The 14801-nt window shown below is 41.9% G+C and carries 11 protein-coding genes; 1 reads left to right on the forward strand and 10 read right to left on the reverse strand.

Annotated features, from left to right (window positions below; all coding sequences use genetic code 11):
- Positions 1-15 precede the first annotated feature (15 nt).
- The 9 genes from PMAN_RS17415 to PMAN_RS17455 all read right to left on the reverse strand — a co-directional run bounded on the left by PMAN_RS17415 (position 16) and on the right by PMAN_RS17455 (position 13579).
- Positions 16-2679: a glycoside hydrolase family 16 protein gene (locus PMAN_RS17415; protein WP_010556830.1), complete on the reverse strand. Its 2664-nt coding sequence runs from the start codon at positions 2677-2679 to the stop codon at positions 16-18.
- A 262-nt stretch (positions 2680-2941) separates the two neighbouring features.
- Positions 2942-3733 (reverse strand): sterol desaturase family protein, encoded by a 792-nt coding sequence (locus tag PMAN_RS17420; RefSeq protein ID WP_010556829.1) that lies wholly within the window; start codon positions 3731-3733, stop codon positions 2942-2944.
- Complete coding sequence (locus tag PMAN_RS17425; protein ID WP_010556828.1) at positions 3726-4370, reverse strand: CDP-alcohol phosphatidyltransferase family protein; 645 nt, start codon at positions 4368-4370, stop codon at positions 3726-3728. The genes PMAN_RS17420 and PMAN_RS17425 overlap by 8 nt, the downstream gene beginning before the upstream one ends.
- A gap of 27 nt (positions 4371-4397) precedes the next feature.
- Positions 4398-5036, reverse strand: a complete 639-nt coding sequence (locus PMAN_RS17430; protein WP_010556827.1) for an ATP-binding cassette domain-containing protein — start codon at positions 5034-5036, stop codon at positions 4398-4400.
- A 22-nt stretch (positions 5037-5058) separates the two neighbouring features.
- Positions 5059-6813, reverse strand: coding sequence for an ABC transporter permease (locus PMAN_RS17435; RefSeq protein WP_010556826.1), 1755 nt, complete (start codon positions 6811-6813; stop codon positions 5059-5061).
- Positions 6810-8087 (reverse strand): ABC transporter substrate-binding protein, encoded by a 1278-nt coding sequence (locus PMAN_RS17440; RefSeq protein WP_010556825.1) that lies wholly within the window; start codon positions 8085-8087, stop codon positions 6810-6812. The genes PMAN_RS17435 and PMAN_RS17440 overlap by 4 nt, the downstream gene beginning before the upstream one ends.
- A complete protein-coding gene (locus tag PMAN_RS17445) occupies positions 8074-8880 on the reverse strand; it encodes a DUF547 domain-containing protein (protein WP_021032412.1) in 807 nt (268 codons plus the stop codon). Before PMAN_RS17445 ends, PMAN_RS17440 begins: the two co-directional genes overlap by 14 nt.
- 1 nt (position 8881) lies before the next feature.
- Positions 8882-11035 (reverse strand): FAD-dependent oxidoreductase, encoded by a 2154-nt coding sequence (locus PMAN_RS17450; RefSeq protein WP_010556823.1) that lies wholly within the window; start codon positions 11033-11035, stop codon positions 8882-8884.
- Positions 11036-11224: 189 nt separating this feature from the next.
- A complete protein-coding gene (locus tag PMAN_RS17455; protein ID WP_010556822.1) occupies positions 11225-13579 on the reverse strand; it encodes a TonB-dependent receptor in 2355 nt (784 codons plus the stop codon).
- A gap of 246 nt (positions 13580-13825) precedes the next feature.
- Between PMAN_RS17455 and PMAN_RS17460 the strand changes: the two genes are divergently transcribed.
- Complete coding sequence (locus PMAN_RS17460; protein ID WP_010556821.1) at positions 13826-14239, forward strand: hypothetical protein; 414 nt, start codon at positions 13826-13828, stop codon at positions 14237-14239.
- Positions 14240-14324: 85 nt separating this feature from the next.
- Here the strand turns inward: PMAN_RS17460 and PMAN_RS17465 are convergent, their stop codons facing one another.
- The gene (locus PMAN_RS17465; RefSeq protein WP_006792655.1) at positions 14325-14750 is read right to left on the reverse strand and encodes a hemerythrin domain-containing protein; all 426 of its coding nucleotides are present in this window, start codon (positions 14748-14750) and stop codon (positions 14325-14327) included.
- Positions 14751-14801: the final 51 nt, after the last annotated feature.

Genomic DNA, 14801 nt, shown 5'->3' on the forward strand with positions numbered 1-14801 from the left:
CATTCAATGGTTGTTCTACGGGTTTGCGATAATTACGTTATCGATACGATAAACCGCGCCTTCACCCGTACTCCATGCTGGGAAAACCATTAACACGTTGATATCACTGATGTCTAAACCGGCGTCAAAAAGTGATTGCAATGTAAATGTGTACGTTTGCCATTGACCAATAACCGGTACTTGACCTTCAACACTTTCTGCAAGAGGAAGCTCCACTGCAGACGCAGCGCCAGTTGATTCAATTTTAAATAACCATTGAGCGTCTGTTGCGTTAGGTGGAGTCACCATTTTCATTTCAAATTGTACAACCCCATTTGCAAGGATAGACGAGGCATCAAAAGAAACACCTTCATCGGCTAAAAAGCCCATAACAGTTGGCGCTGAGCCAATTACAAATTCAGCAACGGTACCGTGATCGCTATCGTCTGTTTCTTCAGTAGGTGTTGAACCACCACAACAATCCCATATGCTCCATTGCTCAGCAGCAGTATCTTGGAATATTGTAATTTCACTTCCTGCAGTAGATGCTGCACTTGGGTCATAAATTTTAGCGTTATCTACACGGTAAACTGCGGCTTCACCCGTTCCCCATGCTGGGAAAATCATAACAACATCTATCGCGCTAACATCTAAACCTGCACCTGCTAGGTCGGCTAAGGTGTAAGTGTAAGTTTTCCATTCACCTGCAACTGGCGCGTCACCTGCGTCTGTTAACGGAAGCTCTACCGCTGAGTCACCCTCATTAGATTCAATTTTCATTAACCAAGTTGAGTCAGGGTTATTAGGGTTTGACATGACTTTTAGTTCAAACTGCAGAACGCCATTTTCTAAAATACTAGTCGCATCGAATGGTGTGCCGCTTCCGCCTGCAGAAGTGCGTGTGTTAAAGCCCATTACTGTAGGTGCTTCACCAATGCTAAACTCTGCAGTTAAACCGTGTTCTTCGTCGTCTAATGCTTCAACTGGTGTTGAACCACCACAGCAATCCCACATAGGCCAATCTAAACTTTGTCCGTTGTCGAATAAAACAACTTCAGGAGAAGCACCCAAGTCACCTTCAATTGCTACATTGGTGATAAGGTACTCAGCACCTTCACCTGTTTGCCATGCAGGGAATACCATAAGCACATCAATTGCGCTTAAATCTAGGCCTTTTTCTTGAAGTAGTGATAATGGAAAGGTATATGTTTGCCATTGACCAGTTACAGGTGTTACACCTTCATTGCTTTCACTTAATGGTACGTCGCCTGTATTTGGGCCACCGTCACCTGCTTCTGCTTTAAGTATCCATGTAGTATCCGACGTTGGAGGTGTTACCACTTTCATGTCAAACGTTAAACGGCCGTTTAATTCAAGTAATGGAGATGCATCAAATGGAGACGATGTTCCTGTAAAGTCGTCTGGAAAGTGACCACCGCGCGTAGAGAAGCCAAGCACAGTTCCGTTGTTATCATTTATATTAAATTTAACAGCGTCACCTTTGTCTGCATCAGTAATAACCTCTGGTACAGTGCCGCCACAACAATCCCATGCAATCCAGTTAGCGTCTAGGCTACCGTTAAATACATCAAGGTTTCGGGCTACGCCGTCGCTTGGTGGGGTAGGTACAGGTGCTGCACCTTCTACAAGTGCGTCGTCTAGGCTGTCGTAACCTGGGCGAACTGTTTCACAACCTTTGCCTGTGCTTGGGTCTGATGCACATTCGTATACTCGAACGTAATCAATTTCAAAGCTTTGGCCTTGTGCAAATGCGTCTGCATCAATACCTAGGTTGTTAACGTTTTCAGGCCAATCGCCACCCACTGCATGGTTTAATATAAGGTAGAAATCTTTATCGAAAGGGGCGTTATCCCAATGTGTTGTAAGTTCGCCGCTTCCTTGTTCAAAGTATTCTGCAAACCAGCCTTTGTGTTTAAGGCCAACAGCTTCGTCTTTTGAATTGAAACGAACTTCAGAACGACGTTGTGTAGCGTAAAGGTAATCATCTACATACCAGCGGATTTCACCCTCTTGCCACTCAATAGCGTAAGTATGAAAATCATCAGCTGGGTTCATATCTTCAGGTAACAAATAAGCTTTACCTGAGCTAGAGTTATTTGGCCACTCACGACCGTAATGAAGAGTACCGTGCACGTAAGATTCAATAGTGCCATCTTCAGCGGCTACTTTTAGATTTACAGCTTCTAAAATATCAATTTCACCAGAACGTGGCCAAGTGCCATACTCTTCATCAGTTGGCATCATCCAAAATGCAGGCCAGCTACCCTGACCAGACGGTAATTTTGCGCGCATTTCAAAGCGGCCGTATGTAAAGTCTGCGTTGTAACGGGTATTTAAGCGGGCTGATGTGTAAGGTTTAGCTGCGCCTTCTTCTGCAGGGAGTGCGACGATGTTCAGCATGCCGTCTTTGATAAAGGCATTTTCTTCGTTATCGGTATAACATTGCTTTTCGTTGTTACCACCACCAGCACAGTTTAATTCAAAGTTCCATTTGTTTGTATCAATGCTAGTGCCGTCAAATTCGTCATTCCATACCATGCGCCAGTCTGAGACTGGCTCTGAAGAATTAACGACTTCTGTATTTGTGTTTGTTGTTGCAGCGTCACCACCACAGCCCGCCAAAGACGCTAATGAAATAGCTGCCAGAAGGCGTGTAATGCGTGTTGTTTCAATGTTCATAACTGAACCCCGTTCAACTGATAATTGTCAGAATATGTGTTTAAGTTTAGTTGATTTTATAGCTTTTATACCTTCTGTAAGCGCTTACATTTACGTGTGTAATTGTAAGCGCTTACAAATAATATTGTGCAGTTGTGGTTTGGTCAACATATTTGTCTAAATTATTTACAATTAATTTACTGTTTAACGAATAAATAGTAGTTCTAAAATCATTAAACTGCATAATTTTGTTTAATGATTTTATTTTTTAAGAGGATAGTTGTTACTTTTTTTGAAATGGCATGGTTAACAAAGCCCAAAGCGACGCGTTTTGCTTTTCGCTTGGGTATTCTTTTAGGCCTACATCTATGTCGTTATCGGTTTTTTGCGCTTCATTTTTGTAACTACCAAACAGTTTATCCCACCAAATAACGCTAAATCCGTAGTTTGAATTGGTTTCGCTCACGCGTTGGCTATGATGAATACGATGCAGTATTTGGGTCATTAAAATTAATCGAAGTGGTTTTTCTATTGCTTGTGGTAAGCGTATATTTGCATGATTAAATAATGCTAATCCATTAAGTGCTATTTCAAATATTAATACAGCAATAGCGGGTACACCCAAAGCGGTAACGGCAATCAATTTTATAAGTATGCTGAGTACTATTTCGATAGGGTGAAACCGCAAGCCGGTACTGGTATCAATATGTGCATCAGCGTGGTGTACGCGGTGCAAACGCCACAAAATAGGCACCTGATGAAAAAGCCGGTGCTGCCAATAAATAAGTATATCAAGCAGTAGCATACTTAAAATAATAGCAACAATACTTGGTGTGGCTATTTGATTAAATAAACCAATGCCGTGCTCTTGGTTATAAAGCGCTACGGCGGTTAAGCCTATGGGTACACTTAAGCGGGCAATTAGTGATGAAGCAAACACGAGTCCAAAATTAGCATACCATCGGGTGCTACTTTTTATAGGCGATTTGCGTGCGGGCATACGCGATTCTAGCAGCATCATAATAACCAAAATGCTAAAAAAGAACCCTAAACGCCACCAAATTTCATTACTCATTGGCTTGTGTAACCTCATTAGCTTCTTGGAGTTTTAACGTGTTATATCCACCATGTATACGTGTAAAAATAGTAATGGCGCACGCAGTGGCAAAAATACTCGCCATTATGGCAAAGTGCTGCGGCCAAATACAAAAGGCAATAAACAGCGCTATGGTTTCTGTGCCTTCGGTTAAACCATTTAAGTAGTAAAAGCTTTTGTATTTAAACTGAGGTTTTTCAAGCTTAAATTTTTCGGCGGCTATGGCAAAGGCTAAAAAGCTTGAACCTGTGCCTATAAAGGTGGCGAGTAATATGCTACCTGCAATGGCGTTTTGCTCGGGGTTTGCCAAAATAAAACCTAGCGGAATTGCCGCGTAAAATAAAAAGTCGAGGGTAATATCTAAATAGCCGCCAGCGCTTGAACTTAAATTTGCATGGCGTGCCAATGCGCCATCTAGCCCATCTAAAATACGATTTAAAGCAATAGCCGTTAACGCTGCGTACCACATTTCAAACGCAATTAATGGCACAGCTAATAGGCCTATTAAAAAACCGACCACAGTAAGTTGGTCGGGCGTTATGCCGCGTTTGTGCATTAACGCCACAACAGGAGTTAACAGTGGCTTTATTACCGGGGTTATGTATTTGTCTAACATGCTTGGTGCCTTGTACTTTTTGTGCGTTTATTTGGCTAAATTTAAGGTAATCAGTTTGCCGTTTGCGGCTTCTGCATCGCTATGATGGTGGGTGACCATAATAGCGGGCAGTTTATGCTCACGTATTTGGCTAAATACCAGCTGGCGGGTATCTACTCTTAATTGGGTGTCGAGCTTGCTAAAGGGCTCATCAAGTAAAATCGCTTTTGGCTCGCTTAATAGCATACGCAATAAAGCAACGCGGGCTTGTTGCCCACCTGAGAGGTTGTCGGGGTGGCGATTAGCCATGCCCTTTAATCCAACTTGTTCAAGGGCGTGCTCTATTTTTTCAAGGCGCTGTTTTTTATTGCCTTTAGGCATAGCAAAGGCAATGTTACCGCTTACCGACAAATGCGAAAATAATAACGCATCTTGATAAAGCACGCCTATGTGGCGTAAATGTGCGGGTAAGTTATTAATATTTTCGCCGTTAAGCCACACTTCGCCATTTGCGCTAAAACCACTGGGTAATGTGCCGGTAAGCCAATTTAATAAACTTGATTTACCACTGCCTGATGGCCCCATAACAGTGAGTATTTCGCCGCCTTTTACTTGCTCGTTTAAGCTTAGTAATTGCTCGTGTTGACGATAAAGCTCACAATTTTTAATCTCTAAAGATGACTGCATTAAAAACCTTTTAATTTATGGGTTAGCGATGGGCGCTTTTAAAAAAGTACTTAGGTAACACCCAAGCCAGTATAAAGCCAATGAGTGGCAATGCCATTTGCATAATGGCATACACCGCACTGGTACGCCTACTTGCGCCATTAGCAAGGGTAACCGCTTCGGTTGTTATAGTTGCAATGCGCCCGCCACCGGCTAAAAGTGTAGGTAAATATTGGCCAAAGCTAATGGCCAAACCAAGTGCGGCCGCAATTAAAATAGGGGCAAATAACTGGGGTAATTTTACTTGTAAAAACACTTTGCAGGGTGTTGCGCCAAGGCTTGCTGCTACATGAGCAAAGCGAGGGTCTAATCGCCTATAACTGCTCGCAAGCGATAAAAACACATACGGCAGTACAAACAATAAATGGGTAAATACCACATTAAAAAACGCGGCTTGGTTATTTACTAGTTGTTGCAGCCACACTAGGCCAAATAAAAACGCAATACTTGGTACAAGCAGCGGTAAATAAATAATTAAGCTGGTAAAGCGCGACATGGGTTTTGCACTTAACTGCTCTGACTCTAAGCACAAAAGGGTAATAATAATGGCAAATAACGTAGTAACTAGCCCTATAGCAAGGGTATTAAAAAGCGGGCTTTGCATTTGCATTAGCGCACTTTTAAAGTGAAGTAGCGTGAGCTGATCGGGCAGTGCCGCCGGAAAACGCCAAAATCCGGCAACCGACCACATAATTAAGCCAATTAATGAAAGCAAAATAAAGCCAATTACAAATACTGTTAATACGGTTGTTATTTTTTGCCAATAAACACCGCCATATTCTCGCTCGCCATTGGTGAGTAAATCACTAAATAATGCTTTTATGGTTTTTTCGCCGCCAAGCCAAAGTGCTAGCAAACCGCCAGTAAGGACAAGCTGCAATAACGCCCCCGCAGAGGCTTTAATACGCAGGTTTAAATCTACATCGTTAAACCAGTGCATAATAGCCACTGCCAAGGTGGGTGGTGTATTTGGCCCTAGAATAAGTGGCATTTCTACACTTGCGCTGGCATAAGCCAATACGGCTAAAATGGGTAGGCGCAGTAATGGGTAAAGGCTTGGTAATACTACTTTAAAAAAAGCAGTCATAGGGCAGTAGCCTAAATTAAGCGCGACTTTATGTTGTTGGCGCAGTTTTTTGCCAAGCTCAGGTTGGGCAAGCACACCTAGCGCCATTAACAGTAAAAAAGGCAGCTCTTTAAGGGTTAAGCCTAAAATTATACTAATACCAAATGCGTCATGCGGAAACATGCCGTTAGGCGCAAGTTCCCATCCACTAAACCAAGGCGATACTAAACGCGAGATCATTCCCGAAGGAGCAATTAAAAAACCAACCGCTATAGCTGCTGCTGCGTGGGGTATTACGAGTATTGGGCTGAGTAAACGCTGAATACGGTTAAGCCACGGGCTATTAAAAAATGTCGCTAAAATCATTAACGTTATGATAAAGGCAAGTAAGGTACTTATTAATCCGCTGCCAACACTTAGCATACCCATGTGTGTTAGGCCGGGTGTTTGCATAAGCATAGTAAAGCCATGTAGGCCAAGTGTTGTGTGCTCAAGTACCGGCGCATAGCCAAAAGCGGGTAATAGCACGCTAATTAAGCCCCCTATTACCGGCAAAATTAGTAATGCCAGTAAAAAGCGTGGACTTAATGTAACTAATTTACTAAACATATCGGCGCTTTTATGTGGTTTAAGCGTTGGGCTTGCTGCTAACTTATTTGAAACAACACTCATTGGCTTACTCCAAAACGTGTTTGCCACCCTTGCATAATAGCGTTTACCCAGCTTGGGTGTGGCTCATTTAGCGTGCGTTTAATACTATTCAAAGGCAGCGCGCTTGGATGCGGTTGCGTTGTTTTAAATAAGGCTTGTTGCTGTGGTGTTAGCGTTGATTGAATAAGTACGCTTTTATCGCCCCATATAGACGCTTTTTGTTTTTGAGCTTGCGCCTCTGGGCTTAATAAAAAATTAGCCACTAACTGCGCACTTTGTGCATGGCTTGCATTATAAGGTATGGCTACAAAGTGGGTGTTACTTAAACTGCCATCTTGCATTGCATAACTGCGAATACTTTTTGGTAAATCATAACGTTTAACGGCGGCGGGTACTTCGGGTGCTGAAAACGTAAACGCTATGCTTAGCTCTGTGTCGCCTACTAAGCGGCGCATTTGTGCACCACTTTGCATAAAGTGTTTACCGCCGCGCCAAAGTGTTGGGTGCAGTTTATTTAAAAAGTCCCATAATGGGTTTAGTACTTGGGCTGTGTTTTGTGCAGTAGCTAGCTGATTTAACTGTGCTTTAAGTGTGTCATCGCTTTGTTGATGTAGCATAACAAGCGCGTATTTTAAAAAGCTCATGCCTAAAAAGTCAGGCGGCTTTGGGTAGCTAAAGCGCCCTGGGTTTTGGGCGCTCCAGCTAAGTAATTGGTTTAGGGTTTTTGGTAGTGTGTTATTTGCAGTGCCGTCAATTGCTAAACTGTCGTAGTAAAAGGTGAGTGAAGCTTGGCCCCAAGGAGCTTCCATCCCGTTGGTGGGTATTCCAAAATCAAAATTAACAGCGGGGTTATTGTCAGGGTCGGTGTAGCTAAAATTAGGCAGCTTATTAGCCCATTGTTTAAGTAATAACGAGTGCTCGCTCATGGTGGCAAAGTTAGCACCGTTTATCCAAATTAAATCTACGCTGCCTTTATCGTTATTGTTTGCTGATTTTTCGGCAAGTACGCGGCTTACTGCTTCACTGGTATCGCTTAGCTTTACATGTACTAAGTTTATGTTGTATTTGGCTTTTACTTGCTGGGCAGCCCATTGAATATACGCATTTATTTGCGCATCTCCACCCCATGCATAAAAATATACGCTTTGGTCTTTACCTAAGCTTTCAACTTGCTGCCAACGGCTTTGTAATTGTGTACTTGCTAGGCTTTTAAAGCTAATAACAAGGCAAATGCAAAACGCGACACAGCAAAAGCTGTATCGCGATAATGTTTGCCAACATTTATTGGCGAGCATTTAAATCCCAGTTGTAGTCTAAAAATTTAACTTTCATGTCGTTATTTTTAAGCGCTTTTTGCTGAGCGGGTATCAGTTTTAGTGCTTCAGGGTATTGCATAAAAAACTGTTGCAGCGTATGCGCACCTTTAAAGCCTTGTTCAAAATCATCGCCGTACCACTTAAATATTGAAGACACACTTAGTGTGTTATCTTGCGCTATATTGCGGGTCATGTCTGATAAAAAACGTACCGTTTGCGCTTGCAATTGGCTTTCTAAATCAATGGCTGTGTAGGCTTCTTCACGTAGTGCTGGGCAGCCAATACTTGCGCAATTTACAGCAAAGTGAATACGTGGGTCGTTGTATTTACCACTGCCACGTATTAAACCATGTTCTATATCATCAAGGCTGCGCGTTTTACCAAGTAATGGCACAAACTCTTTGCTCCATGGTGAGCTAAAAAAGCTGCCTAAATCTTTAATTGACTTAAGATCTGGGTATTTTGTTAATATAAGCTCAACAGTAAAGGCGTTATATGCGTTAATTAAAAACGCCAGCTGCTTAGGTTTTTCCCATGTATCAAACTCATTTTGCGTAACAGCCGATAGCGAATCTAAATAGGTTTTAAGCTCGCTGTGCTTAGCTTTTATTGCTACGTAATCAACCTCAGTGCTGTGGCCATGGTTTATAGCCACAACATGGTTGTTTAATAATGTATTCCAGCCCTCGTGCATATTTTGAGCTTTGCTTGCAAACGATGTTGCAAGCAAAGCAGACCCTAACAATAGCGCTTTTAAAGGTGTTTTAAACATATTAGCCTCTGCGCCATGTGTGGTATTTTTCAAGCATGTTAAGTACTTTTTCAGGTGCGTGAGCGCGTTTCCACTCGCCTGCTGCGTACTTGTTACCTTCAGCCCACGTGGGGTAGCTGTGAATAGTACCCAGTATTTTGTTAAGGCCTAAACCGTGTTTCATTGCCAGTACAAATTCAGCTATTAAATCGCCAGCGTGCTCAGATACCACTGTAACACCCAGTATTTTGTCTTTGCCTTTTGGTGTAATTACTTTAATGAAGCCTTTGGTGGCGCTGTCGGTAATGGCGCGGTCTAGCTCTTCAAATTCAAAGCGAGTGATTTCATAGTCAATGCCTTTATCAATAGCGTCTTGCTCGTTTAAGCCAACACGTGCTACTTCTGGGTCAATAAACGTAGTCCACGGAATAACACGGTAATCTACTTTAAACTTTTTAAGATTACCAAATAAGCCATTTACAGCGGCGTACCAGCCCTGATGAGCGGCTACGTGCGTAAACTGATACGGACCTACAATATCGCCAGCGGCAAAAATGTTAGGGTAAAGCGTTTCTAGGTATTCGTTAGTAACTACAGTACGGTTAGTTTCTATGCCTAGCTCTTCAAGGCCGTAACCTTTAAGGTGAGCGCTTCGGCCCACAGCACATAGTAGCTCATCGTATTCAATATCGATTTCGGTATCGTTATGTTTTACCACAATGAACTTTTTGCCATCGCGCTCTTCACAGCGTAGAGCTTGATGCGAGGTTAAAATGTTTACGCCGCTCTCAATAAGCGCTTCGTGAGCAAAGGTAGACACTTCTAGATCTTCTTTGATCATGATGCGTTCGCTCATCTCAATTTGCGTAACGCTTGATCCTAAGCGTGCAAAACTTTGTGCAAGTTCGCACCCAATTGGGCCGCCGCCAAGTACAACAAGCTTTTTAGGGGCTTCTTCAAGCTCTGCAAATTTAGTCCATAATGTATCGCTTGTTACATAGCCTGTTTCTTCAATACCAGGTAATGGCGGTACAAATGGGCGTGCGCCAGTGGCAATAACAATAGTACGGGCTGTTAATGTTTGTGTGCCGCCATCATTAAGTTTAATTTCTACAGTCCACGGGTCTAATAATTTACCGTAGCCTTTAACCACATCTACACCAAGGTTTGTGTAACGTTCAACGCTATCATGTGGTGCTACATCGGCAATTACTTTATGTACACGTGCCATTACTTTTTTAAACGAAAACTGCGGTGTTGCGTTTTCTAAGCCGTAGTGTTCACCGTTGCGAATTTGCTCGGCAATTTTAGCGCTTTTAATAACGGCTTTACTTGGTACACACCCGTAGTTTAAACAGTCGCCGCCCATTTCGCCGGCTTCAATTAGGGTTACTTTGGCTTTAACCGCTGCTGCAATATAGCTTGTCACTAAGCCGCCAGCACCTGCGCCAATAACAATCATGTTGCGATCGAACTTTTTAGGTTTAGTGTAATTTTTGTATACGCGACGTTTTTTAAACACGTTTAGGATTCCTTTAGCAATAAAAGGGAACACACCCAATAAAGCGAATGATAAAATAAGATCGAGCGATAAAATGCCAGATAAGCTCTCGATTTGCGCAAGTTGCGTACCCGCGTTTACAAATACAAAAGTACCTGCGAGCATACCTACCTGACTTACCCAGTAGAAGGTCCACGATTTAATTGCAGTAACACCCATTAGTAAGTTAATTAAAAAGAACGGGAATACGGGTACTAAACGAAGGGTAAATAAGTAAAACCCACCTTCTTTTTCAACGCCTGCGTCAATAGCGTCTAAGCGCTCTGGAAAACGTTGTTTAATTGTATCGCGCAGTAAGTAACGCGATACTAAAAAGGCAAGCGTAGCACCTACCGTAGAGGCAAACGAGGCGACCAATAAGCCTTCAACTAAGCCAAATAATGCACCTGCGGCCAGTGTTAATATAGCCGCACCCGGTAAAGAGAGAGCCGTTACTACCACATAAAGCAAAAAGAAGCCGCCAATAACAAGCAACGGTGACTCTGCTTTGTACTGATCAAATTGATCCATTGACCCTTTTAAGCCATCAAGTGTTAGTAACTGGTGTAAATTAAAATGAAAGAACGCGCCAATAGCAGCGGCGGCAATCACTATTAATAATAATTTTTTTATCATGTTCTCTCTCTTAATTAGGGCCTATTAACCTTTTTGGATTGCACTAGGTAAATCCTTTGGGCTGAACCTGTTTAGCATTAATTTTACTTTAACGCCTATGAGGAATAACCACACCACATAGGCTTTACCTCGCTTTATAAGAAGCAAATTTATGTATATTTAAGCTTTAAAGCTAAATATTCATAAATATTAAAACTTATGAGTCAGAGTCAGCTTGGCATTTATTGGCAATTCAGGGAATGCCAAGGTTGCGCCAAAGTAGCCGCCTTCAAAAACAGGACGCCAATTTTTTTGGTTTGTGATGTTATTTACATCTAAACGTAACTTAGTACTAGGCGTAAATGCATAGCTAGTATTTACGTTTAGCGTGTACTGATCACGAATTTTAACTGTTTGTAAAAAGTCTAATGGGTAACTCTTTGTATATAGACCTGAAAAACCAGTTTGCCATTTCGAGGTAATTGAATAATTACCATTGAAACTAAACGATTGCTCTGGAATACCTTGTACTTGACTGTTTGACGGTGCAAATGGTGTAAAGCTTGGCGCGCCAACGCCCGTACCAGCAATAATGTCTGGGCGTGAGTTATCAAACGCATCAGCGACTTGAGCGGAATCTTGGCTGCTTGCAGAGTTATCGTAGCGGGCATCTATGTAGCTGTAGCCCGCACTTAGCCAATAAGGGTAAGCATCGTAAAATACTTGGCTTTCAAAGCCCGTAGTACGAATACCCGTATTGCTGCCATCGCGATTACGCAAGCTGCGGCGTTGACTAAATACAGCGCCATCGGCATACCAATCACTGTCGATTGGGGCATATTTTAAACCAAATTCTACGAGTGTGTTTTCTGTTGCAAAGTTTTGTGCACTAATTACGTTGCCGCCACCCAGCACATTACCGCCAGCCATACTATTTGATGTGGCCTCGTTATAACTTGCAGCACCGTAGCCTGTGAAATCAGCATTTAGTTTGTAATTAAAGCTTACCTGACCTGACTGAAGTGTGTCGTTAATGCTATCACTTGCTGCAGTTTGGCCTTGTGGTGCAATAGGATCACGTGCTTCTACATCATAATAATCTACCCGGTAACCTAGGCTTGTATGAAGTTTATCTGTCCAATCCGAGTCTTGCTGAATAGCAAAACCTGTTTGCCATGAACGTGAGTCAGTGGTGTCTGACAGGTTAAAGTCGCCGCTGCCGTCGTTATCTATATCGTACTGTGCACCAGGTGATACGAACACACCCGGGCGAAGCTCAACCAAACGTGCCTTTTGTGCGTCTGTTAAAGGAATGCGGCGGTTTGATAATGGGCCAGTTAAATCAATAGGTGAGTCGGCCTCTGTGGTGAACTGGCTGTAGCCAAGCACTTTGTTATAGCGTACGTCAAAAGCAAAAATAGTTTGTTGTTCGTCGTTCCAACTATACGTTAGTTCTGTTCTATTTTGCGCCGTGTCGGCGCCGTCAATAATTTCAACAAAGCTATTTTGGGCAATCTCTTCACGCTGTAAATGTTGAAAGTAGGTGATGTTTTTAAGTGAGGCATTTGCACTTAGCTCACGTTTATAAATACTGTGAATTAAATAGGTTGTAGCTTCGTTTTGGTTATCAGGGTCAGTAAGTACAGTGCTGCGATCAATGTTTACTTGCCCAGTAGGCGACACAATCGAACCCGCCGCCGGTACTGTACTGCCATTTGCTTGCACGCCTTGGCCAGTAATATAAAGGCCATCATCAATTAAAGCTTGGGTAGGGCGGTTAATACCGGCGTTGTCGGTAAATTCGACTTGGTATAGCTCAAAGTTAATATCCCAAGTGCTTTTATCGTCTGGCAAAATGCGTAGTGCTGCAAATAAACTGTCGCTTTTAGTACCTGAATAATCGTAGTAGCTGCCATGGTCAAGGTGTTCGTAGCTTACTCTAAACCCAACTTTGTCTTTAATAATTGGCGCAGTGTAATCTATTTGCGCACTGTATTGGTCCCAACGACCGGCCGATAAACTCGCTTTGCCTTTACTTTCGTCCGTTGACGCTACTTTTGACTGTAAGTTAACAAATCCACCGTTGCGTTGGCTTGAACCAAACAAAACCGGCGGTGCGCCTTTTACTACATCTATTTGTTCGACAGAATTGAACGATAACGGCACGCCAAACCCATTGTTACCTGCTTGACGACGTGTACCATCTTGAAAAAGCTCACCCAATTGACCGCGAATAGTAGGTAAACTTGGCGCGCCAAAGCCACTTGCAGAGTATGTGTTTGGGCTTACTGCTAATACATCTTGTAAAGTAGTAATGTTAAGCTGTTCTATAAGTTCGCTTGAAATAGGCGTAACTGAGCGTGCTATGTCTTGAAGTGCTAAGTTATCACCAAAAGGACCGTCAATTGTTTCATTTTTAACAGAAAGACCTTGAGAATTTATAACTTGACCAGCCACCTCTATGTGTTCAATCGAATCTTTTACTTGCGTTTTTTCAGCTGCAAAAGCAACAAGGGGAGTGTTTAATATGGTGGCTAACGATAGCGCTAAGTATGCGTGTTTCAAGGGTTGTCTCTCTAGTGTAATTAGTTATTGGCGATAAAGACCGAAAGGAATAAAAATATCTTTCAATTAAAGTAAAACTTTTTTAATTTTTAGAATGGATGCGTGCAAATTATTCTTATTATAGTCTTAAGCTTTAAATGTTGTTGAATACTCACTCGAATTAAATCTAAGTAGTTTGAAATTAATCATACCTTATACGGTCTTGTTCTGTTCTTGGTTTATTTATATATTTTTAAAGGAAATTTTATGACGGGTTCTTTAAGTAGTGATGTTCAAAATCGTTTGCAGTGGTCACTTTTATCTTTGCGTGTAGGTGTGTTTATTGTAATGGTTATGTGGACATTCGATAAGTTTGTTAACCCTGGACATAGCGCACGTATTTTTGAGCATTTTTATGGGATTAGTGGCTCTACAGATATGGTGGCTTACATTATTGGTGCGGTGCAGCTAGTTCTTGTTTTAGCGTTTTTAGCAGGTATTAAAAAACGTATTACTTACGGTATTATTTTCATAATGCACGGCCTATCAACGCTTTCATCTTACAATCAGTACATTGATGGCTTTAATAACTTATTATTTTTTACTGCGTGGCCAATGTGGGCAGCGTGTTTTGCACTTTATTTATTACGGGATCAAGACGTAAAATATACTGTTAAATAAAACAGCCAGACAAAAAAATGGTTATAAGCCAATTAGCTTATAACCAAAAGTACACAGGGAGGTGTATGAATTCTTACTTTTACGATTAATGCATTGCGTCGTTATATTTGTCGCCTAAGCGCTCTTTTTGCCCTTCAGACAGCGCTTTACCTGCTAGTTGAAATACTTCATGCTCTTCTTCATCTAAGTGATGATGCACTAAATGGTGTAGTTTTTTAGCTTCTACTAACCATGCTGATGAGCTCATTTCGGTGTCTTCAAGTTGTTCAATTAGTTCATCAATTTCATGATGCTCTGCAACACTGTGGCGTGCTTTTTCTTGCGTTAAATCTTCACAAATTAATGGATTATAAAAGTAGCGCTCTTCAAATTTTGCATGTTCTTCTAGCTCTGTTTTTAGCTCATCCATTAAGCTATGACGTTTTTTTGTGTCGCCCTTGGTTTGAATAAGCGCGTCAACTAGTTTGCGTTGTTTGTCATGATCATTACGTAGTGCTTCAAAAATATTCATAAATCATCCTAATCAATTACGTTGCTTAATAACTAATAAGCAAACGCAGTG

It is taken from the genome of Pseudoalteromonas marina (genome assembly GCF_000238335.3).
GTDB classification, from domain to species: domain Bacteria; phylum Pseudomonadota; class Gammaproteobacteria; order Enterobacterales; family Alteromonadaceae; genus Pseudoalteromonas; species Pseudoalteromonas marina.